The organism is Pseudomonas sp. BB438 (assembly GCF_057180225.1).
The window spans coordinates 578,275-598,191 of sequence record NZ_CM170001.1; the positions used below are offsets into that span (position 1 = coordinate 578,275).

Annotated in this window: 19 protein-coding genes; 5 read left to right on the forward strand and 14 right to left on the reverse strand. The window is 64.3% G+C overall.

Annotation, left to right across the window (positions count from 1 at the left end; translation table 11 throughout):
* Nucleotides 1-181: 181 nt before the first annotated feature.
* Nucleotides 182-397: a 30S ribosomal protein S21 gene (gene rpsU / locus AC1ZV1_RS02740; protein ID WP_003085057.1), complete on the reverse strand. Its 216-nt coding sequence runs from the start codon at nucleotides 395-397 to the stop codon at nucleotides 182-184.
* A 200-nt stretch (nucleotides 398-597) separates the two neighbouring features.
* Here rpsU and tsaD point away from each other — a divergent pair, with 200 nt between their 5' ends.
* On the forward strand, nucleotides 598-1,623 hold the full coding sequence (gene tsaD, locus AC1ZV1_RS02745; protein ID WP_484295430.1) for a tRNA (adenosine(37)-N6)-threonylcarbamoyltransferase complex transferase subunit TsaD: 1,026 nt from the start codon (nucleotides 598-600) through the stop codon (nucleotides 1,621-1,623).
* A gap of 94 nt (nucleotides 1,624-1,717) precedes the next feature.
* Here tsaD and plsY read toward each other — a convergent pair whose 3' ends face one another.
* A complete protein-coding gene (gene plsY / locus AC1ZV1_RS02750; protein WP_484295431.1) occupies nucleotides 1,718-2,287 on the reverse strand; it encodes a glycerol-3-phosphate 1-O-acyltransferase PlsY in 570 nt (189 codons plus the stop codon).
* An 80-nt stretch (nucleotides 2,288-2,367) separates the two neighbouring features.
* On the opposite strand from plsY, the gene folB reads away from it, so the two are divergent.
* On the forward strand, nucleotides 2,368-2,721 hold the full coding sequence (gene folB, locus AC1ZV1_RS02755; RefSeq protein ID WP_484295432.1) for a dihydroneopterin aldolase: 354 nt from the start codon (nucleotides 2,368-2,370) through the stop codon (nucleotides 2,719-2,721).
* Nucleotides 2,712-3,248, forward strand: coding sequence for a 2-amino-4-hydroxy-6-hydroxymethyldihydropteridine diphosphokinase (folK, locus tag AC1ZV1_RS02760; RefSeq protein WP_484295433.1), 537 nt, complete (start codon nucleotides 2,712-2,714; stop codon nucleotides 3,246-3,248). The genes folB and folK overlap by 10 nt, the downstream gene beginning before the upstream one ends.
* A gap of 91 nt (nucleotides 3,249-3,339) precedes the next feature.
* Here folK and AC1ZV1_RS02765 read toward each other — a convergent pair whose 3' ends face one another.
* From AC1ZV1_RS02765 to AC1ZV1_RS02820, 12 genes are all read right to left on the reverse strand, one after another.
* The gene (locus AC1ZV1_RS02765) at nucleotides 3,340-4,569 is read right to left on the reverse strand and encodes a multifunctional CCA addition/repair protein (protein WP_484295434.1); all 1,230 of its coding nucleotides are present in this window, start codon (nucleotides 4,567-4,569) and stop codon (nucleotides 3,340-3,342) included.
* Between the two features lie 127 nt (nucleotides 4,570-4,696).
* The gene (locus AC1ZV1_RS02770) at nucleotides 4,697-5,206 is read right to left on the reverse strand and encodes a DUF4136 domain-containing protein (RefSeq protein ID WP_484297493.1); all 510 of its coding nucleotides are present in this window, start codon (nucleotides 5,204-5,206) and stop codon (nucleotides 4,697-4,699) included.
* A gap of 58 nt (nucleotides 5,207-5,264) precedes the next feature.
* Nucleotides 5,265-6,818, reverse strand: a complete 1,554-nt coding sequence (locus AC1ZV1_RS02775; protein ID WP_484295435.1) for a SpoVR family protein — start codon at nucleotides 6,816-6,818, stop codon at nucleotides 5,265-5,267.
* The gene (locus AC1ZV1_RS02780; protein ID WP_484295436.1) at nucleotides 6,815-8,086 is read right to left on the reverse strand and encodes a YeaH/YhbH family protein; all 1,272 of its coding nucleotides are present in this window, start codon (nucleotides 8,084-8,086) and stop codon (nucleotides 6,815-6,817) included. The genes AC1ZV1_RS02775 and AC1ZV1_RS02780 overlap by 4 nt, the downstream gene beginning before the upstream one ends.
* Before the next feature lie 104 nt (nucleotides 8,087-8,190).
* Complete coding sequence (locus AC1ZV1_RS02785) at nucleotides 8,191-10,113, reverse strand: PrkA family serine protein kinase (protein WP_484295437.1); 1,923 nt, start codon at nucleotides 10,111-10,113, stop codon at nucleotides 8,191-8,193.
* 288 nt (nucleotides 10,114-10,401) lie between these two features.
* The gene (glpE, locus tag AC1ZV1_RS02790; RefSeq protein ID WP_484295438.1) at nucleotides 10,402-10,731 is read right to left on the reverse strand and encodes a thiosulfate sulfurtransferase GlpE; all 330 of its coding nucleotides are present in this window, start codon (nucleotides 10,729-10,731) and stop codon (nucleotides 10,402-10,404) included.
* 42 nt (nucleotides 10,732-10,773) lie between these two features.
* Entirely contained in the window at nucleotides 10,774-11,598 is an 825-nt protein-coding gene (locus AC1ZV1_RS02795) for a symmetrical bis(5'-nucleosyl)-tetraphosphatase (RefSeq protein WP_484295439.1), read from the reverse strand.
* Nucleotides 11,598-11,978 carry a Co2+/Mg2+ efflux protein ApaG gene (gene apaG / locus AC1ZV1_RS02800; RefSeq protein WP_484295440.1) on the reverse strand — a complete coding sequence of 127 codons (381 nt, stop codon included), beginning with the start codon at nucleotides 11,976-11,978 and terminating at the stop codon, nucleotides 11,598-11,600. Before apaG ends, AC1ZV1_RS02795 begins: the two co-directional genes overlap by 1 nt.
* Nucleotides 11,975-12,802 (reverse strand): 16S rRNA (adenine(1518)-N(6)/adenine(1519)-N(6))-dimethyltransferase RsmA, encoded by an 828-nt coding sequence (rsmA, locus tag AC1ZV1_RS02805; RefSeq protein ID WP_484295441.1) that lies wholly within the window; start codon nucleotides 12,800-12,802, stop codon nucleotides 11,975-11,977. Before rsmA ends, apaG begins: the two co-directional genes overlap by 4 nt.
* A 116-nt stretch (nucleotides 12,803-12,918) precedes the next feature.
* A complete protein-coding gene (gene pdxA, locus AC1ZV1_RS02810) occupies nucleotides 12,919-13,920 on the reverse strand; it encodes a 4-hydroxythreonine-4-phosphate dehydrogenase PdxA (RefSeq protein WP_484295442.1) in 1,002 nt (333 codons plus the stop codon).
* Between the two features lie 129 nt (nucleotides 13,921-14,049).
* Complete coding sequence (locus AC1ZV1_RS02815; RefSeq protein WP_484295443.1) at nucleotides 14,050-15,342, reverse strand: peptidylprolyl isomerase; 1,293 nt, start codon at nucleotides 15,340-15,342, stop codon at nucleotides 14,050-14,052.
* On the reverse strand, nucleotides 15,323-18,094 hold the full coding sequence (locus tag AC1ZV1_RS02820; RefSeq protein ID WP_484295444.1) for an LPS-assembly protein LptD: 2,772 nt from the start codon (nucleotides 18,092-18,094) through the stop codon (nucleotides 15,323-15,325). Before AC1ZV1_RS02820 ends, AC1ZV1_RS02815 begins: the two co-directional genes overlap by 20 nt.
* 129 nt (nucleotides 18,095-18,223) lie before the next feature.
* On the opposite strand from AC1ZV1_RS02820, the gene AC1ZV1_RS02825 reads away from it, so the two are divergent.
* Together AC1ZV1_RS02825 and murU are read left to right on the forward strand one after the other, a co-directional pair.
* On the forward strand, nucleotides 18,224-19,246 hold the full coding sequence (locus AC1ZV1_RS02825) for an aminoglycoside phosphotransferase family protein (protein WP_484295445.1): 1,023 nt from the start codon (nucleotides 18,224-18,226) through the stop codon (nucleotides 19,244-19,246).
* Nucleotides 19,243-19,917, forward strand: coding sequence for an N-acetylmuramate alpha-1-phosphate uridylyltransferase MurU (gene murU, locus AC1ZV1_RS02830; protein ID WP_484295446.1), 675 nt, complete (start codon nucleotides 19,243-19,245; stop codon nucleotides 19,915-19,917). The genes AC1ZV1_RS02825 and murU overlap by 4 nt, the downstream gene beginning before the upstream one ends.

Genomic DNA, 19,917 nt, shown 5'->3' on the forward strand with positions numbered 1-19,917 from the left:
GTGGACCCAAGCATAGCGCGGGGCGACAAGGCCGCGAGCGAGGCTTGAGACTAAGCATGGGGCTTGAAAAGCAAAAACTCCGAAGTCCGCGAACGCGAATCGGAGTGGGGTGCCGTGTTTCAGGCACTCGCCCGGCGAGTGGGCCGGGCGATGCGGAAAGCGTGCGACGAAGCGCTGTAACTCAGTACAGGCGCTCGCGGCGGCGCTGTTCGCGCTGCACTTTCTTGGCGTGACGCTTAACAGCGGCAGCGGCCTTGCGCTTACGCTCGGCGGTCGGCTTTTCGTAGAATTCGCGGCTACGGACTTCGGCCAGTACGCCTGCTTTTTCGCAGGAGCGCTTGAAACGACGCAGAGCTACGTCGAAGGGTTCGTTCTCTTTAACTTTGACGGCGGGCATCCAGGTCGTACCTTCAATGATTACCGGAGGATTTATCGCGCTCCTGACGGTTGTTCGGAGTCGGCGGTTTTCAAGGGTTGCGGATATTAAACGTTCGGGCGGAGGAATGCAAAGCCTCCGATCGAAAAGCACTGGTCCGAAGCCCAGCCGGCGATTATGATGCGCGGCTTCAATTTTGCCCAGAGTAAAGGCTCAAACCCATGCTAGTGCTGGGGTTGGAAACCTCCTGCGACGAGACCGGCGTCGCCCTGTACGACAGCGAGAAAGGCCTGCTGGCCGACGCGCTGTTCAGCCAGATCGATCTGCACCGCATCTATGGCGGCGTAGTTCCCGAGCTGGCCTCCCGTGATCACGTCAAGCGTATGCTGCCGCTGATTCGCCAGGTGCTGGACGACTCCGGCCGCACCGCCGAAGACATCGATGCCATCGCCTACACCGCCGGCCCCGGCCTGGTGGGCGCGCTGCTGGTCGGCGCGTCCTGTGCACAGGCCATGGCGTTCGCCTGGGGCATACCGGCCGTCGGCGTGCACCATATGGAAGGTCATCTGCTGGCGCCGATGCTGGAAGAACAGCCGCCGCAGTTCCCGTTTGTCGCCTTGCTGGTGTCCGGTGGTCACACTCAGTTGGTTCGAGTGGATGGCATTGGTCGTTACCAGGTGCTCGGTGAGTCCGTGGACGACGCCGCCGGCGAAGCCTTCGACAAGACTGCCAAACTGCTTGGCCTGGCCTATCCCGGTGGTCCGGAGATCGCACGCCTGGCCGAGCGCGGTATGGCTGGTCGCTTCGTTTTCCCGCGACCGATGACCGACCGTCCGGGCCTGGATTTCAGTTTCAGCGGGCTCAAGACCTTCGCCCTGAATACCTGGCAGCGCTGCGTCGCCGAAGGTGACGACAGCGATCAGACCCGCTGCGACATTGCCCTGGCGTTCCAGACCGCGGTGGTCGAGACCCTGACGATCAAATGCAAGCGCGCGCTCAAGCAGACACACCTGAAGAGTCTGGTGATTGCCGGTGGCGTCAGCGCCAACCAGGCGCTGCGGCAGCATCTGGAAAAGATGCTCGGCGAGATGAAGGGCCAGGTGTTCTATGCCCGTCCGCGCTTCTGTACCGATAACGGCGCGATGATCGCCTATGCTGGCTGCCAGCGGCTGGCAGCCGGGCAGCAGGACGGCCCGGCGATCGGCGTCCAGGCGCGTTGGCCAATGGAGTCGCTGCCAGCGATCTGAATAATGACGCTGCATACGACGCGGCACATGCTCTGAGCGGCATGGGCCGTTTTTTCGCTTGCAGTGCGGTACGCGGGCCGGGAAGCTCGCCGCTTCAGAAGTGACGTTCGCGTCCGGCGATCAGGTCGCGCAGGTTGCTGCGATGACGCCAGACGATCAGGCCGGTGAGCACGGTCATCGGCAGCAGGGCCGAAGGTTCCTGCCAGGCCAGTAGTGGCAGGGTCAGCGGTGTGGCCACCAGGGAAGCGAGCGAACTGGTGCGCGACAGCTTGAAGGTCACCAGCCAGGCGACTGCGGCGAGCAGGGCGGCCGGCGGGTACAGGGCCAGCAGCATGCCGGCGGCGGTGGCGACACCCTTGCCGCCACGGAAATTGAAATACAGCGGGTAGAGGTGACCGATCACCGCTGCCAGCCCGACCCAGGCCTGCTGCACATCGGTCAGGCCGATCAGCCGGGCGACGAGCACGGGCAGCAGCCCCTTGGCGAGATCGCCGAGCAGGGTGAGGATGGCGATCTTCCTGCCGGCCAGGCGCAGCATGTTGGTAGCGCCGGGATTGCCCGAGCCGCTGGCGCGCGGGTCGGCGGTGCCGAACAGGCGACTGAGGAGTACCGCGAAGGACAGTGATCCGAGCAGGTAGGCGAGGATCGCCAAGAACCAGAACATGGTTTCCACCGGAGACGAGGTCGTTTCCGATTCTAACGGGGCGCCGGCCGCTTGTCGTGTCGCCTTGGAGCATGCAGTCAGTGGACAGAGTTTTCATCGAGGGGCTGGAAGTGGACACCGTGATCGGCGTCTACGACTGGGAACGGGGTATCCGGCAGTGCCTGCGCCTGGACCTGACGTTGGGTTGGGACAACCGCCCGGCAGCGGCCGACGACGATATTGCCAAGGCCCTGGACTATGCCGTGCTCTCCGAGCGCGTCTTGGCGTTCGCCCGTGACGCGCACTTCCAACTGGTGGAAACCTTCGCCGAGCGCCTCGCCGAGCTGCTGATGGCAGAGTTCGGCATTCAGTGGCTGCGCCTGAAAGTCACCAAGCCCGGCGCCGTTGCGGCCGCTATCGGCGTGGGTGTGGAGATCGAACGCGGATGCCGCTGACGACGGTGTACCTCGGGCTGGGCAGCAACATCGAGCGCGAGCGCCATCTGCTCGCGGGCCTGGAAGCGCTGGACGGTTTCCTCGAGGACATCCGCTGCTCGCCGGTCTTCGAGAGCGAGCCGGTGGGCATTCGCAGCGGCCCCTTCTACAACTTCGTGATCGTCGCGCACACCGATCTGCCGTTGGCGGAGCTGAGTCTGCGGCTCAAGCACATCGAGGCGGACAACGGCCGCTATGCGCCGGAGCGCAAGGGTCTGCCGCTGGACATCGATGTGCTGCTGTATGGCGATCTGCACGGTGAGTTCGACGGCCTGACACTGCCGCGCGCCGAGGTGCTGAAAAATGCCTTCGTGCTCTGGCCGCTGGCGTTGCTGGCGCCCGAGATTGAGTATCCGGGGGCGCAACGTACCTTTGCAGACCTGTGGGCGGGCGCACAGATCGCGCAGAAACTCTGGCCGGTTCCCTTCCAGTGGCGCGGCGCGGAGCTGACGCCGGCGGCGCTGATCGAGGCGCATCCGGCGGCTTGACGCCTCACTTGTAGGAGCGCCCCATGGGCGCCATCGCGGGTACGGCCCGCTCCTGCAGTGAGAGCCCGTCGTTCATCCCTCCGCGGTGCTCTTAGGCGCCGTGGCTTTCCTTGTAGGCCTTGAGGGCTGTCAGGCGCTCGCGCTTGAGCGCTTCACCCAGCTCGGCGCCCTTGTATCCCTTCTCCAGCAGCGGCTGCACCGCGACCGCGCGGGCGGCCTGCGCGGCGCCACGCAGGTACTCCGCCTGCGGATAGGCTCGATCCTCCAGCCCATGGCGGCCGCGGGCGTCCATCTCGCTGGCGGCGAGGAACTCTTCGAAGCGCTGCGGCCGACGGTAGACGTCGAAGGACTGCAGCAGCTCAAGGAGGGTGTTGGGCCGCAGCTCCAGTGCACGGTGGCAGTGGGTGTGGTACTCGCCCACCAGCCGCGCCAGTTCCTGGCATTCCCGCGGGACCTTGAAGCGCGCGTTGATCGCGTCGATCAGCGGCAGCCCCAGGTGTTCGTGGGCGTGGTGCCTGGGCCATTCCTCCTCGCGAGTCTCGCCCTTGCCTACATCGTGGACCAGACAGGCCCAGCGCACGCTCAGTGGCTGGTCGTGCCTGGCGCATTCGCGCAGGACGGCCAACACATGCTCGCCGGTGTCCACTTCCGGGTGGTGCTCTGGCGGCTGCGGCACGCCGAACAGGGCGTCGACTTCCGGCATCAGCACAGCCAGGGCGCCGCAGTCGCGCAGGATCTGGATGAATACATCCGGGCGTGACTCCATCAACGCGCGGGAAATTTCCTTCCAGCTGCGTTCGGCGGTCAGGGCTTCCAGTTCGCCTGATTCGGACAGCGCGCGCATCAGCGCCAGGGTTTCCGGCGCCACACTGAAGCCCAACGGGGCATAGCGCGCGGCAAAGCGCGCGACGCGCAGGACGCGTAGCGGGTCTTCGGCAAAGGCCGGGGAGACGTGGCGTAGCAGGCGGGCGGCGAGGTCTTCCCGGCCGTGGTAGGGGTCCACGACCTGGCCGTCATCGGTCTCGGCCATGGCGTTGATGGTCAGGTCGCGGCGGATCAGGTCTTCTTCCAGGGTGACGTCGGGGCTGGCGTAGAAGGTGAATCCGCCGTACCCGCGCCCGCTTTTGCGTTCGGTGCGGGCGAGGGCGTATTCCTCGCCGGTCTTCGGGTGGAGGAACACCGGGAAGTCGGCGCCGACCGGGCGGTAGCCCCGGGCAAGCATGTCGTCGGCGCTGGCGCCGACCACCACCCAGTCGGTGTCGCTGAAGGGGATGCCGAGCAGGCGATCGCGGACGGCGCCGCCCACCTTGTAGATCTGCATGAAGCTGTCTCCTGTTCTGCAGGATAGCTTCGGGGTTCTGGGCCTTCGCTTCAAGCTGAGGGTGTTCGGGCGGTTCGCGAGCAAGCTCGCTCCTACAGGTTGGCTGAGGTTTCGCGTAGGAGCGGAATTACGGTGCGGCGGCGGGAATCTGCTGGAGCAGTGCGCCGACGGCGTCCTGCAGCAGGGCGGTGCTGGCGTGGGCGGGGCTCAGGCCGGTGCTGACGGTGCCTTCCCAGAGGGTCTGCTCCTGTGCATCGGTCAGGCGCAGGCGCAGGGTGCCGGTTTCATCGCGCAGGCGGTGGATGGCGAGGTAGGGGCCGAGCGGGTCGGGCGGTGGGACGTCGACCTTGAATTCCAGCGGCGCATCCTGCAGCGCCAGCCAGTAATAGACGCGCAGCTGCGGCGTGGCGCTTTCGCGGTAGCCGCGCTCGATCAGCCCTTGGCGCACCTGGGCGTTGATCAGGGGATAACGGCTTCGGTAGGGCAGGGCGTCGACGGCGTTTTCCGGCGGCATCAGCTGGAAGTCGAGCAGCCCGGCCAGGCGCGCATCGGCGGGATGCGCGACCTGGGCGTGGGGAGTTGGGTTGCTGCAGGTCGCGACAGCAAGGCAGAGCAGGAGAATGGCGAACAGACGCATGGCGGTCTCCAGCGGGGTTGCCGCCATGCTTGTCATGCCTGTTGCTCCGGTCAACCGATCAAATGGGTGGGATGATCAGGTCGAGCCGCGGGTAACCCTCCTCGCTGTCGCGTTCACCCTTTGGGGGCATGTGGAAGGTGTTGACGATGTTCTCGCCCTGCAGGGTCTCCAGGTGGATGTCGAAGCCCCACAGGCGATGCAGGTGCTTGAGCACGTCGTCGGTGGATTCGCCCAGGGGTTTGCGGTCGTGCTGCTGGTGGCGCAGGGTCAGCGAGCGGTCGCCGCGGCGGTCGACGTCCCAGATCTGGATGTTCGGCTCGCGGTTGCCGAGGTTGTACTGGGCGGCCAGCGTTTCGCGGATCTTGCGATAGCCGTCGTCGTCGTGGATGGCGTCGACCAGCATGTCGTCCTTCTGGTCGTCGTCGAGGATGCTGAACAGCTTGAACTCGCGAATCACCTTGGGTGAGAGGAACTGCAGGACGAAACTCTCGTCCTTGAAGCTCTTCATGGCGAACTTGATGGTCGCCAGCCAGTCGCTGCCGGCAATGTCCGGGAACCAGCGCTTGTCTTCCTCGGTGGGGTTCTCGCAGATGCGTCGGATGTCGCGGTACATGGCGAAGCCCAGCGCATAGGGGTTGATGCCGCTGTAGTAGGGGCTGTCGAAGCCGGGCTGGTAGACCACGCTGGTGTGGTACTGGAGGAACTCCATCATGAAGCCGTCGCTGACCAGGCCTTCGTCATAGAGGTCGTTGATCAGGGTGTAGTGCCAGAACGTCGCCCAGCCTTCGTTCATGACCTGGGTCTGGCGCTGCGGGTAGAAGTACTGCGCCACCTTGCGCACGATGCGCACCACTTCGCGCTGCCAGGGTTCGAGCAGCGGGGCGTTCTTCTCGATGAAGTAGAGGATGTTTTCCTGCGGCTCGCTGGGGTAGCGGGCCAGGCCCTGTTCCTTGTCCTTGCCGGTGGCCTTGGGGATGGTCCGCCAGAGGTCGTTGACCTGGCGCTGGATCTGCTCCTCGCGCTCCTTCTGGCGCTGTTTCTCTTCCTCGGCGGAGATCGGGTAGGGTCGCTTGTAGCGGTCCACGCCGTAGTTCATCAGCGCGTGGCAGGAGTCGAGCAGGTCTTCCACCGCGTCGATGCCGTACCGCTCCTCGCACTTGTTGATGTAGGACTTGGCGAACACCAGGTAGTCGATGATCGAGGTGGCATCGGTCCAGGTGCGGAACAGGTAGTTGCCCTTGAAGAAGCTGTTGTGCCCATAGCAGGCGTGGGCGATCACCAATGCCTGCATGCACTGGGTGTTTTCTTCCATCAGGTAGGCGATGCACGGATCGGAGTTGATCACGATCTCGTAGGCGAGGCCCATCTGGCCGCGCTTGTAGTTCTTTTCCGTGCTGAGGAAGTGCTTGCCGTAGGACCAGTGGTTGTAACCGATGGGCATGCCGACCGAAGCGTAGGCATCCATCATCTGCTCGGCGGTGATCACCTCGATCTGGTTGGGGTAGGTGTCCAGCGCATAACGCTCGGCGAGACGACTGATCTCGCGGTCGTACTGCTGGATCAGCTCGAAGGTCCACTCCGAGCCGGTGGCGATCGGCTGGCGCTTGCTCATGCGACGAGCCTCCTCTGGAACAGCTCGCGGAACACCGGGTAGATGTCCGAGGCGGAGACGATCTGCTGCTGGGCGAAGCTGTCTTCGAAGGTGTCGCGGATCTTCTCGTACTCGAACCACAGCGCCTGATGTTCGCGCGGGGTGATCTCGACGTAGGTGTAGTACTGGACGAACGGCATGATCTGCTTCATCAGGATGTCGCGGCAGACCGGCGAGTCGTCGTTCCAGTTGTCGCCGTCCGAAGCCTGGGCGGCGTAGATGTTCCATTCGTTGGTGGGATAGCGCTCGGCCATCACCTCCTGCATCAGCTTCAGGGCGCTGGAGACGATGGTCCCGCCGGTCTCTCGGGAATAGAAGAATTCTTCCTCGTCGACTTCACGGGCGCTGGTGTGGTGGCGGATGAATACCACCTCGATCTTCTCGTAGTTCCGCTTGAGGAACAGGTAGAGAAGGATGAAGAAGCGCTTGGCGATGTCCTTGGTGGCCTGGGTCATCGAGCCCGAGACGTCCATCAGGCAGAACATCACGGCCTTGGAGGTCGGGTTGGGCTGTTTCACCAGCAGGTTGTACTTGAGGTCGAAGGTGTCCAGGAACGGCACCTTGTCGATGCGCGCGCGCATGGCAGCGATCTTCTGCTCCAGGTTTTGGATGTCGCCGAGGTTGTCCGGTTCCTCGCGCTTCAGGCGTTCCAGCTCCGCCATCGCCGCGCGCAGCTTGCCGCGGGTGGAGCCGGACAGGGCGATGCGCCGCGCGTGGGCGGAGCGAAGGGTGCGCACGATGTTGATGCGCGAGGGGTTGCCCTCGTTGCTGATGCCGGCGCGGACGGTCTTGAAGGTATCGCTGCCGGTAAGGTGGCGCTTGACCAGGTTGGGCAGCTCCAGGTCCTCGAACATGAAGTCGAGAAATTCCTCCTGGGTGATCTGGAAGACAAAGTCGTCCATCCCGTCGCCCTGGTTGCTCGCCTTGCCGGCGCCACGACCGCCGCCGCCGCCCTGGGGGCGCGGGATGTGCTCGCCGGTGGTGAATTCCTTGTTGCCGGGGTGGATCACCGTCTGGCGGCCGCCACGACCATGGTGCAGGACCGGCTCGTCGATATCGCGGCCAGGAATACTGATCTGCTCGCCGTGTTCCATGTCGGTGATGGAGCGGCGGCTGACGGCCTCTTCGACCGCCTTCTTGATGTGCTCACGGTAACGCCGCAGGAAGCGCTGGCGATTCACCGTGCTCTTGTTCTTGCCGTTCAGACGCCGGTCGATGACGTAGCTCATGAATGCTCCTCAGGGCCTGTTGCGCAACGGCGTGGAGCCGCCACGGACAGGTCCGAATGCGACGGCGACCGGCGCGGCGGGAATGCCGCCGCGCCGATGGCAGACTACTGCGACTTGCGAACCCGCAGATACCATTCCGACAGCAGGCGCACCTGCTTCTCGGTGTAGCCGCGCTCGACCATGCGTTTGACGAAGTCGTTGTGCTTCTGCTGATCCTCCTTGCTCGCCTTGGCGTTGAAGCTGATGACCGGAAGCAGGTCCTCGGTATTGGAGAACATTTTCTTTTCGATCACCACGCGCAGCTTCTCGTACGACAGCCAGCTGGGGTTCTTGCCGTTGTTGCCGGCACGGGCGCGCAGCACGAAGTTGACGATTTCGTTGCGGAAGTCCTTCGGGTTGCTGATGCCAGCCGGTTTCTCGATCTTCTCCAGCTCCTCGTTGAGGGCGGCGCGGTTGAGGATCTCGCCGGTTTCCGGATCGCGGTATTCCTGGTCCTGAATCCAGAAGTCGGCGTACAGCACGTAGCGGTCGAAGATGTTCTGGCCGTACTCGCTGTAAGACTCCAGGTACGCGGTCTGGATTTCCTTGCCGATGAACTCGACATAGCGCGGCGCCAGGTATTCCTTCAGGAAGCGCAGGTAGCGTTCGCGGGTTTCCGGGGGGAACTGCTCCTGCTCGATCTGCTGCTCCAGCACGTAGAGCAGGTGCACCGGGTTGGCGGCGACTTCATGCGGATCGAAGTTGAATACCTTGGAGAGGATCTTGAAGGCGAAACGGGTGGAAAGCCCGGCCATACCCTCGTCGACCCCGGCGGTATCGCGGTACTCCTGAATCGACTTGGCCTTGGGATCGGTGTCCTTGAGGTTCTCGCCGTCGTAGACGCGCATCTTCGAGTAGATGTTGGAGTTTTCCGGCTCCTTCAGGCGCGACAGCACGGAGAACTGCGAGAGCATCTTCAGGGTGTCCGGTGCGCAGTGGGCGTGCGCCAGGGAGCTGTTGATCAGCAGCTTGTCGTAGATCTTGATTTCATCGGAGACGCGCAGGCAGTACGGCACCTTGACGATGTAGATCCGGTCGATGAAAGCCTCATTGTTCTTGTTGTTGCGGAAGCTGTGCCATTCCGATTCGTTGGAGTGGGCGAGGATGATGCCGCTGTAGGGCAGGGAACCGAGGCCTTCGGTGCTGTTGTAATTGCCTTCCTGGGTCGCGGTGAGCAAGGGGTGCAGGACCTTGATCGGCGCCTTGAACATCTCGACGAATTCCATCAGGCCCTGGTTGGCCCGGCACAGCGCGCCCGAGTAGCTGTAGGCGTCGGCGTCGTTCTGCGGGAATTCTTCCAGCTTGCGGATATCCACCTTGCCGACCAGCGCGGAGATGTCCTGGTTGTTCTCATCGCCCGGTTCGGTCTTGGCGATGGCGATCTGGTTGAGGATCGAGGGGTGCAGCTTGACCACGCGGAACTGGCTGATGTCGCCGCCGAATTCGTTGAGGCGCTTGGTCGCCCAGGGCGACATCACCGAGCGCAGGTAGCGGCGCGGGATGCCGTAGTCTTCCTCGAGGATCGCGCCGTCTTCGTCCGGATTGAACAGCCCCAGGGGCGATTCGAACACCGGCGAGCCCTTGATGGCGTAGAAGGGCACGTGCTCCATCAGTTGCTTGAGCTTCTCGGCGAGGGAGGATTTACCGCCGCCGACCGGGCCCAGGAGGTAAAGGATCTGCTTCTTCTCTTCCAGGCCCTGGGCGGCGTGGCGGAAGAAGGAGACGATCTGGTCGATGCACTCCTCCATGCCATGGAAGTCGGCAAAGGCCGGGTAACGGCGGATCACCTTGTTGGAGAAGATCCGCGACAGGCGGGAATCGACGGATGTGTCGAGTAGTTCAGGCTCGCCGATGGCCATCAGCATCCGCTCGGCGGCCGTGGCGTAGGCGATCTTGTCCTGCTTGCAGAGATCCAGGTACTCCTGGAGGGAGTACTCTTCTTGACGGGTCGCTTCGAAGCGTTCCTGGAAGTGACTGAAAATGCTCATGACGTCTCCTCGCTCGATGCATGGAGCCGGCGCCGGATCGGTCTGTGCGGGTGCGGTCGGGCTGCCAGCGCTGCAGGCGAGAATCCCCCAGAACTCCAACGGAACCTGGCCACTGCCCTGATCCGCCCCCAATGGTCACTGCCGATTAACCGGAAGCCGGTGTGCCGGCTCTCCCTTTTTTGGATGGCCTGAGGGAAAGGATAGTTCGTTCTTCGATGTGTAAAGGACGAAAGAGCGAGAAGTTACAGATTTTTTGAAGGGGCTAATCCGCCCCTTTCGTAAGGGCTTTCAGTCGGAGCCGCCGGCGCTGGTATCCGCGGGATAGACGCTGCGCCACAGTTCGAAGCCGCCATCGAGGCTGTAGACCTCGGAGAAGCCCTGCTGGACGAAATAGGCCGCGGCGCTCTGGCTGGAGTTGCCGTGGTAGCAGACCACGACCAGCGGTGCGTCCATGTCGGCCTCGCGGATGAAGTCGGCCACCGAGTAGTTGTCGATGTGCCGCGAGCCACTGATGTGGCCCATCGCGTAACTCTGCGGGTCGCGGATGTCGACGACCTGGGCGCCGGTTTCGCGCAGTTGCTGGGCCAGGTCGGGGGCGATGCGCTTGAAGTCGCTCATGGTGTTACCTCGCAAGGCGCGGAGCTTTTGGCTCCGCTGCAATCATTCTGGTTTGTCGGCGCAACTGCAGTGGATGCGCTCGAGAGTGTCGACGTTCATCAGTGTCATGCTGCCGCCCCACACGCAGCCAGTGTCGAGGGCGAACAGGCCGGGGACGTCGCACTGGCCTTCCAGCGCGGCCCAGTGGCCGAAGATGATCTTGCGCCCGGCAGCCTTGCGCTCGGCATAGCTGAACCAGGGGGCGTAGCCTGGCGGGGCGGTGTCCAGGCCTTCCTTGGATTTCAGGTCGAGCTTGCCGTCGGGGGTGCAGAAGCGCATGCGCGTGAAGTAGTTGGTAATCACTCGCAGGCGCTCGATGCCGTGCAGCTTCTTGTCCCATTTGGCCGGCTCGTTGCCGTACATGCCGTCAAGGAACATCGGCAACTGGCTGTCGTCGCGCAGGGCTTTCTCGACCTCGGCGGCGCGCAGCAGCGCTTTCTCCACGGTCCACTGCGGCGGGATGCCGGCGTGCACCAGGGTAATGTCGCGCTGGGCATCGTGATGGATCAGCGGCATCTGCCGCAGCCATTCGATCAGTTGTGCGCAATCCGGCGCCTCGATGATCTCGCGCAGGGTGTCGTTCTTTTTCAGGCGTTCGGCGTTGTAGGCCACGGCAATCAGGTGCAGGTCGTGGTTGCCCAGCACGCAAACCAGCGAATCGCGCATGGCATACAGAAAGCGCAGGGTCTCCAGCGACGCCGGACCACGGTTGACCAGGTCGCCGACCAGCCACAGCTTGTCCTGGGCCGGGTCGAACTTCACCTGATCGAGCAGGCACTTGAGCGGCTCCAGGCAGCCCTGCAGGTCGCCGACGGCATAGGTGGCCATCAGTGCAGCGCCCCCGGTACGGCGAGGCGGAAGGCCGGGATCTCGGCCTCGAAGTGGTGACCGTCGGTGGCGACCATCTGGTAGCTGCCGTGCATGCTGCCGACCTTGGTGGCCATCACGGTGCCGCTGGTGTAGGTGTGGCTGGCGCCTGGTTCGATCAGCGGCTTTTCGCCGACCACGCCGGCGCCGCGCACTTCCTGCACGTGGCCATCGCCGTCGGTAATGACCCAGTGGCGGGTCAGCAGCTTGGCGGCCAGCTCGCCGTGGTTGTGGATGGTCACGGTGTAGGCGAACACGTAACGCTGCTGCTCCGGATGGGATTGCTCGGGCAGGTGGCGGGTGGTGACGCTGACGCTGACCTGGTAGCGCGGGTCGCTCATGCGGTCGGTCCTTGCTCGGCTTCCGGGTTGGTTTCGCTGTAGCGGTTGGCCAGGCTGACGAAGTCGGCGACGCTGAGCTGTTCGGGGCGCAGGGTCGGGTCGACGCCGGCGGCTTCGATGTCTTCGACGCTCATCAGGGTGCGCAAGGTGTTGCGCAGGGTCTTGCGGCGCTGGTTGAAGGCTTCGCGGACGATGCGCTCCAGTACACGGCGATCCTTGGCCGGATGAGGGGGATCAGCGTAGGGCACCAGGCGAACGATGGCCGACTCGACCTTCGGCGGTGGGTTGAATGCGCCCGGGCCGACGGTGAACAGGTAATCCACGCGGCAGAAGTACTGCACCATGATCGACAGGCGGCCCCAGTCGCCGTTGCCCGGCTCGGCGGCCAGGCGTTCCACCACTTCCTTCTGCAGCATGAAGTGCATGTCCTGGATGAGCGACGCGTGGTCCAGGAGATGGAAGATCAGCGGGGTGGAGATGTTGTAGGGCAGGTTGCCGACCACGCGCAGCTTGTCCTCGGGAGAGGCCGTCAGGGTGGCGAAGTCGAACTTCATGGCATCGCCCTGGTGCAGGCTGAAGTTGGGCTTCAGGCCGAAGCGCCATTTCAGCTGCGGGATCAGGTCCAGGTCCAGCTCGATCACGTCGAGCTTCGCGCCGCTGTCCACCAGGCCTTCCGTCAGGGCGCCCTGGCCCGGGCCGATTTCCAGCAGGTGCTGGCCTTCCTTGGCGGCGATGGCACGCAGGATCTTGTGAATCACCCCGGCGTCATGCAGGAAGTTCTGCCCAAAGCGTTTACGGGCGCGGTGCTGGAAAAGTTCGGACATCGAAGGCTCCGGAGAGCAGCCGGGCGCTTGCGGCGGCCGGCTGGAGGCGGAAAAACCATCAGTTTACCAGCCCGGCGCGGCCAGCACGAAACGCTGGCTGAGCGGAATGCCGGGGATCAGCGGGTTCCCGCGCCGGCGTCGGCCATCTGGTAAGCGGTTTCCAGTGCGACCTGCAGGCTGCCGCTGTCGATCCGCCCGGTTCCAGCAAGGTCCAGCGCGGTGCCGTGGTCCACTGAGGTGCGGATGATCGGCAGGCCCAGCGTCACGTTCACCGCCGCGCCGAAGCCCTTGTACTTGAGCACCGGCAGGCCCTGGTCGTGGTACATCGCCAGCACCGCATCGCAGTGCTCCAGGTGCTTGGGGGTGAACAGCGTGTCGGCCGGCAGCGGGCCGATCAGCTGCATGCCCTCGTTGCGCAGGCGCTCCAGGGTCGGTTCGATCACGTCGATCTCTTCGTGGCCGAGGTGACCGCCTTCGCCGGCATGGGGATTCAGGCCGCAGACCAGAATGCGCGGATTGACCAGGCCGAACTTGTCGCGCAGGTCTGCGTGGAGGATGCGGGTGACGCGTTCCAGGCGATCCGACGTGATCGCATCGGCGATTTGACGCAGCGGCAGATGCGTGGTCACCAGCGCCACACGTAGGCCGCGGGTGGCGAGCATCATCACCACCTGGGCGGTGTGGGTGAGGTCGGCGAGGAATTCGGTGTGGCCGGAGAAGGTGATGCCGGCTTCGTTGATCACGCCTTTGTGCACCGGCGCGGTGATCATCCCGGCGAAATGCCCGTCCAGGCAGCCTTGGCCGGCGCGGGTCAGGGTCTCCAGCACATAGGCGGCGTTGGCCTGGTTCAGCTTGCCCGGCTCGACCGGAGCGGCGAGTGGGGTGTCCCAGACATACAGGGTGCCGGCCGGCGCGGCGGCGCTGGGCCAGTGGCCGGGGCCGACTTCCTGCAGGTCGATGCCCAGCCCCAGCAGGGTGGCGCGCTGGCCCAGCAGCTCTCGGCTGGCGACGGCGACCAGCGGATGCGGTTGCGCGTCGCGGGCCAGCAGCAGGCAGAGGTCGGGGCCGATGCCGGCAGGTTCACCGGGGGTGAGGGCGAACAGGTGGGAGTTGCTCATCAGGACTCTCAAGTCAGGGTTTGCAGCGGATGGTTCTACTCTACGACGAAGCCTTGGTTCTTCGTAGCGTTCGGCGGGCAAAAAGAAACCCGGCCAAGGCCGGGTTTCTTCATGGGCGACTCAAGCGGCTTACTGCTTGATCTCGACGTAGGCTTCGTCGCGAATCTGGCGCAGCCAGGCCTGCAGTTCCTCGTCGTACTTGCGTGCGCGGAGGGTCTGGGCGGCTTGTTGCTCGCGGAACTTGTCGCTGCTGTCGGTGGCACGACGGCCGAGGACTTCCAGGACGTGCCAGCCGAATGGCGAGCGGAACGGCTTGGTCACCTGGCCTTGCGGCGCGTTGTTCATCACGTCGCGGAATTCCGGTACCAGGGATTCCGGGTCGACCCAGTTGAGGTCGCCGCCGTTGAGTTTGGAGCCTGGGTCTTCGGAGAACTTCTTCGCCAGATCGGCGAAGCTCTCGCCGGCCTGGATGCGCTCGTAGAGCTTCTCGGCCAGGCGCTGGGTCTCTTCCTCGCTGCGGATTTCGCTGGGCTTGAGCAGGATGTGGCGGACGTGGACTTCGTCACGCAGCATCTTGCTGCCGCCGCGCTTCTCTTCCAGCTTGAGGATGATGAAGCCGCCCGGGGTGCGGACCGGCTCGGTCACGTCGCCCACGGCCAGGCTGCCGATCATGCTGTCGAACGGGGAGGGCAGCTGGGCAGCCTTGCGCCAGCCGATCTCGCCGCCTTCTAGGGCGTTGTCGCCGGCCGAGCGGGATACCGCCAGTTGGCCGAAGTCGGCGCCCTGCTTGAGCTGCTGATACATCTCCTGGGCCTGGCGGGCGGCAGCCTGGACGGTTTCCGGCGAGGCGCTGTCGGGAACCGGGATCAGGATGTTGGCCAGACGGTACTCTTCGGAGAGCTGGATCTTGCCCAGGTCAGAGGCGAGGAAATTCTGCACTTCCTGCTCGCTGACCTGGATGCGCTCGGCCACACGGCGTTGGCGCACCCGGCTGATGATCATCTCGCGGCGCACCTGCTCGCGGGCCTCATCGTAGGACAGGCCGTCGTGGGACAGGGCGGCGCGGAACTGATCCAGGCTCATGTTGTTGCGCTGGGCAATGGTGCCCATGGCCTGGTTCAGCTCTTCGTCGGTGATGCGAACGCCGGAGCGGTCGCCGATCTGCAACTGGATGTTCTCGATGATCAGTCGCTCGAGCACCTGCTGAGTCAGCACGTGCTCGGGCGGCAGCGGCGCGCCGCGCTTCTGGATGGTTGCACGGACTTCGCGCAGGCGCTGGTCCAACTGGCTCTGCATCACCACGTCGTTGTCGACGATGGCGACCACGCGGTCCAGTGGAATCACTTCGGCGTGTACGACGGAACTTGCCAACAGCGCGCCCAGCATCAGCGGGCGCAGGGCCTTACATAGAATTGTCTTCACGTTGACGATAACCCTGGATACCTTGGTCGAGGAAGCCTTCCACCTGACTGCCAACTACGCCGCCAAGGCCCTTCAAGATGATTTGCAGGAAAACACCGCGGTCGGCTTTGGACGTCGAGGTCACGAACTGCTCGTCGTCGTAGTCGACCCAGTAACGATTGATCAGGCGCAGCTTCCAGCAGCAGCTGTCGTACTCGAAGCCACCGAAGGCTTCCAGCGTGCGGCTCTGGTTGTAGTCGAACTGCCAGCGGCCGATGGCAGCCCACTGCGGCAGGACCGGCCACATGAACGAGAAATCATGCTGTTCGATCTTGTACTCGTCGCTGCCGTATTCGAACTGGCCGGTACTCGGGTTGAACCGCTTGCTGTCCGCTCGATAGCGGTAGCCGGCGTTGAGCACCTTGCGAGGATCGGCTTCAGGCTGATAGTGGAACATCAGATTGCCGTTGTCGGTGTGGTGTGTGTTCGGGTTCCAGTTGAAGTCCGAGCTCGCGTACCAGTCATGGTCGAAGCGGTAGATGCCGGTCAGCGCGTAGGGCGAGCGCCAGGTGTCGGCGTCTGGGTTCTTCGCACCGCTGGCGAGCAGGTCGTTCTCGGTCAGGCCCGGCAGTTGAACACGGCGGTCGCTGAAGTAGTAGATCTGGCCGGCGGCGATGTAGGCGCGCTCGAAACCATCATCCTCGATGAAGCGCGAGCCCAGGCCGAGGGACAACTGGTTGGCGTCACCGATACGGTCACGGCCGGTGAAGCGGTTCTCGCGCCACAGCGAGTCGTAGCTGAAGGTGAATTCGCCGGTGTCGAAGGTCGGCAGGTTGTCCTGGTCCTTGTACGGCACGTAGAGGTACATCGCGCGCGGCTCAAGGGTCTGACGGAATTTGGTTCCGCCGAAGGTGGTGTCGCGGTCGAAGTACAGGCCGCTGTCCAGCTTGGCCAGGCCCAGCGAGCGATCAGGACTGCTGTCGTAGTTGATGTAGCTCGGCAGAGTGGCCTTGCCCTGGCTGTCCAGGTCGAGGTCGTACTTGGTGTACATGGCCTTGACGGTGGGCGTCAGGAAGCCCCAGCTGCGGTTCATCGGTAGGCTGATACCTGGTTCGGCGTGGAAGCGATCGCCGGTAGCGCGAGCCAGGCCGCGCAGGTAGGTATCTGGACGTGCGTAGAGCGTCGGATCGGTTTCGTTGAGGCGGTAGTAGCCCTCATCCAGATCGCGGTCGAAGCGCACGGCTTCGGTGCTGTAGGTGAAGTTCAGTCCGCCCGGGTTGAATGGCAGCTTGCCATCCAGCGTGAGCTGCGGCAGACGATCGTACGGGGTGACGTCAGTCACGGTCGCCAGCTGGTAGGCCTGGGCGTTCAGGCGGGCGGTGTAGCTGTCGCCGCGGTAGGTCAGGATGCCTTGCTGGTTGACGTAGGTCGGCGAGCCGATGCCCAGCGAGGTATCCAGGTCCTGGAAGTAATACGGGTCGCTGATGCGGGTGTAGTCCACCTGAGCGAGGACGCGCGAGTCGAGGCCGCTGACGTTTTTCCAGCCGTACAGCCAACGGGTATCGGTGTACTGCGGGAAGTCCTTGCGGTCGTCGTTCTTGTCGTTCAGGTAGGCGGCGTTGACCTGGCCTTCGCTGCTGTGGGTCAGGTAGCGGAATTCGCCTTCCATCAGCAGACCGCGCTTGACCATGTAGTGCGGGTACAACGTGGCATCGTAGTTGGGCGCCAGGTTGAAGTAGTACGGCGTGGTCAGCGTGAACCCGGTGTCGGTCGAGCTGGCGAAGGAGGGTGCCAGGAAGCCGGACTGACGACGGTTGTCGATCGGGAAGTAGATGTACGGGGTGTAGAAGACCGGAATGTCCTTCACCCGCAGGGTCGCGTTGGTCGCGGTGCCAAAGCCGGTGGCCGGGTTCAGCTTGATGTTGTTGCCCTTCAGGACCCACGCGTTGCTGTTGGGTTCGCAGCGGGTGTAGGTACCGTCCTTGAGCTGGATGATCGCGTCTTCCTGGCGCTTGGCGTACAGCGCGCTGCCGCGGATCTGCGCCTGGTGCATGACGTACTCGGCGTTCTCGATCTTCGCCGCGCCGTTGTCCAGTTGCAGTTCGGCATGGTCACCGACGATCAGCGCGCCGTTGTCGCGCAGCTTGACGTTGCCAACCAGTTCGCCGCGGTTTTCGGCCTGGTGCAGGTTGGCCTCGTCGGCCTCGACCTGCATGCTGCCCTGGCGCAGGACCACGTTGCCCGCGAGGGTGGCGATCTGCTTTTCCTGCTCGTAGCGCGACACTTTCGCCGAGACGTAGGTCGGTGCCTCGTCGTTCGGGGTCTTGTCGTTCATGCCCGGACGGATCGGCTCGACGTATTCGCCGCCGCAGTACGGACCGATCTCCGCCTGTTGGGCGGCGGTAAGCTTGTCGCGGGGGATCCAGTCGAGGTGGCTGTAGTCGCTGCTGCGCGACTTCAGGCCGCGGCCGCCGGACTCGGTGACCAGTTGCTTCGGCGCTTCGCCAGCGCTGCTGCTCGAGCTGCCCGAGGACTTCGAACTGCTGGCCGCAGCAGTGCCGCCGGCGCTGACCGAGCTGGCGCCATGCTGCGGACGCGGTACGCTGCTGGCGCTGCTCTGCGAGGAGCAGTCCCAGGCGCCGGACGCGGAAGGCTGGCAGGCGAACTGCTCACCGGGTGCCGCGGTCACAGTGGCGAGCGGCTGGATAGCCAGCAGGCCACCGGTCACCAGTAAGGGGAATTTTCTACGGAACACGGGGAAATTCACTGCCATCTTGTTAATCCGGGCTTCCTGCGAGCCATCGGCCCAAAGCGGACCGCACGCCTCTCGATGGGCTCAAAAAGATGCTGGATAATAAAGCATGACCCGCGCAACGGCTAGGGCCGTGGAGAACCCATAAAGATGTCACAGGATGCCCGTTACCAGCAGATGATCGGCTGGTTGGACTTGAGTTTGCCCGCAGTGTTCAACGCGCAGGGCTGGGGCCCGGTGCCCGAGGCCAGCTTCACGGCGGCCAGCAGCGACGCCAGTTTCCGCCGGTATTTCCGTTGGCAGGGCGACGGTCGCAGCCTGATCGTGATGGATGCGCCACCGCCCCAGGAGAACGTCCGCCCCTTCATCAAGGTCGCCGGCTTGCTGGCCGAGGCCGGTGTGCACGTGCCGAAGATTCTCGCCGAGGATGTCGAGCAGGGCTTCCTGCTGCTCGATGATCTGGGGCGCCAGACCTACCTGGACGTGCTCACCGCGCAGAATGCCGAAGCGCTGTTCGAGGACGCCCTCGATGCCCTGGTCGCGTTCCAGCAGGTCGATGTCGCCGAGCGCCTGCCGACCTACGACGAAGCCCTGCTGCGCCGCGAGCTGCAACTGTTCCCCGAGTGGTACCTGCAGCGTCACCTGGGCGTGACCCTGGACGGCGAGCAGCTCGCCCGCTGGGAGCGCACCTGCGACTTGCTGGTGCAAAGCGCTCTGGATCAGCCGCGGGTGTTCGTGCACCGCGACTACATGCCGCGCAACCTGATGCTCAGCGAGCCGAACCCCGGCATCCTGGATTTCCAGGACGCGGTCTACGGCCCGGTGACCTACGACGTGACCTGCCTTTATAAGGACGCTTTCCTCAGTTGGCCGGAGCCGCGCGTGCATGACGGCCTGTCCCGCTACTGGCGCAAGGCGCAGGCCGCCGGCATTCCACTGCCGGACAGCTTCGATGCCTTTTTCCGCGCCAGCGACCTGATGGGCGCCCAGCGCCACCTGAAGGTGATCGGGATCTTCGCGCGCATCTGCCACCGCGATGGCAAGCCGCGTTACCTGGGCGACGTGCCGCGCTTCTTCCGTTACCTGGGAAGCGTCATCGCGCGCCGGCCGGAACTGGCTGACCTCGCTGCCCTGCTGGCCAGCCTGCCCAACGACGAGACGCATCCCGCATGAAGGCCATGATCCTCGCCGCGGGCAAGGGCGAACGCCTGCGCCCGCTGACCCTTCACACGCCCAAGCCGCTGGTGCGTGCCGGTGGCGTGCCGCTGATCGAGTACCAGCTACAGGCTCTGCGCAAGGCCGGTTTCGATCAATTGGTGATCAATCATGCCTGGCTGGGCCAGCAGATCGAGGATCACCTGGGTGATGGATCGGCCTTCGGCGTGAGCCTCCGCTACTCGCCCGAGGGCGAGCCGCTGGAAACCGGCGGCGGCATCTTCAAGGCGCTGCCACTACTGGGAGCCGACGCCTTCGTCATCGCCAACGGCGACATCTGGACCGACTTCGACTACGCCAGCCTGCAGGGTGCGCTGGCCGAGGGTGACCTGGCGCACCTGGTGCTGGTGGACAACCCGGACCATCACGCACGCGGTGATTTCTGCCTGACTGGCGGTCGCGTCAGCGATTACCGCGAAGGTCATCCGAGCCTGACTTACAGCGGTATTGCCATCCTCCGCCCGGAACTGTTCGAAGGCTGCGAGTCCGGCGCCTTCAAGCTGGCGCCGCTGCTGCGCCAGGCGATGGCGGCCGGGCGCGTGAGCGGCGTGCACCACCGTGGTCGCTGGATCGATGTCGGTACCCACGAGCGTCTGGCGGAAGTCGAACGCCAGTTGGCGGAGGGCTGA

Bases quoted from the DNA above. Each gene is read 5' to 3' on its own strand.
- AC1ZV1_RS02820 (WP_484295444.1), bottom strand. From the start codon at position 18,094: ATGGCAGTGAATTTCCCCGTGTTCCGTAGAAAATTCCCCTTACTGGTG.
- pdxA (WP_484295442.1), bottom strand. From the start codon at position 13,920: ATGAGCAACTCCCACCTGTTCGCCCTCACCCCCGGTGAACCTGCCGGC.
- AC1ZV1_RS02775 (WP_484295435.1), bottom strand. From the start codon at position 6,818: ATGAGCAAGCGCCAGCCGATCGCCACCGGCTCGGAGTGGACCTTCGAG.
- plsY (WP_484295431.1), bottom strand. From the start codon at position 2,287: ATGTTCTGGTTCTTGGCGATCCTCGCCTACCTGCTCGGATCACTGTCC.
- folK (WP_484295433.1), top strand. From the start codon at position 2,712: ATGCCGCTGACGACGGTGTACCTCGGGCTGGGCAGCAACATCGAGCGC.
- AC1ZV1_RS02770 (WP_484297493.1), bottom strand. From the start codon at position 5,206: ATGCGTCTGTTCGCCATTCTCCTGCTCTGCCTTGCTGTCGCGACCTGC.
- tsaD (WP_484295430.1), top strand. From the start codon at position 598: ATGCTAGTGCTGGGGTTGGAAACCTCCTGCGACGAGACCGGCGTCGCC.
- AC1ZV1_RS02795 (WP_484295439.1), bottom strand. From the start codon at position 11,598: ATGGCCACCTATGCCGTCGGCGACCTGCAGGGCTGCCTGGAGCCGCTC.
- apaG (WP_484295440.1), bottom strand. From the start codon at position 11,978: ATGAGCGACCCGCGCTACCAGGTCAGCGTCAGCGTCACCACCCGCCAC.
- AC1ZV1_RS02765 (WP_484295434.1), bottom strand. From the start codon at position 4,569: ATGCAGATCTACAAGGTGGGCGGCGCCGTCCGCGATCGCCTGCTCGGC.
- AC1ZV1_RS02780 (WP_484295436.1), bottom strand. From the start codon at position 8,086: ATGAGCTACGTCATCGACCGGCGTCTGAACGGCAAGAACAAGAGCACG.
- glpE (WP_484295438.1), bottom strand. From the start codon at position 10,731: ATGAGCGACTTCAAGCGCATCGCCCCCGACCTGGCCCAGCAACTGCGC.
- murU (WP_484295446.1), top strand. From the start codon at position 19,243: ATGAAGGCCATGATCCTCGCCGCGGGCAAGGGCGAACGCCTGCGCCCG.
- AC1ZV1_RS02825 (WP_484295445.1), top strand. From the start codon at position 18,224: ATGTCACAGGATGCCCGTTACCAGCAGATGATCGGCTGGTTGGACTTG.
- rsmA (WP_484295441.1), bottom strand. From the start codon at position 12,802: ATGTCCGAACTTTTCCAGCACCGCGCCCGTAAACGCTTTGGGCAGAAC.
- AC1ZV1_RS02785 (WP_484295437.1), bottom strand. From the start codon at position 10,113: ATGAGCATTTTCAGTCACTTCCAGGAACGCTTCGAAGCGACCCGTCAA.
- rpsU (WP_003085057.1), bottom strand. From the start codon at position 397: ATGCCCGCCGTCAAAGTTAAAGAGAACGAACCCTTCGACGTAGCTCTG.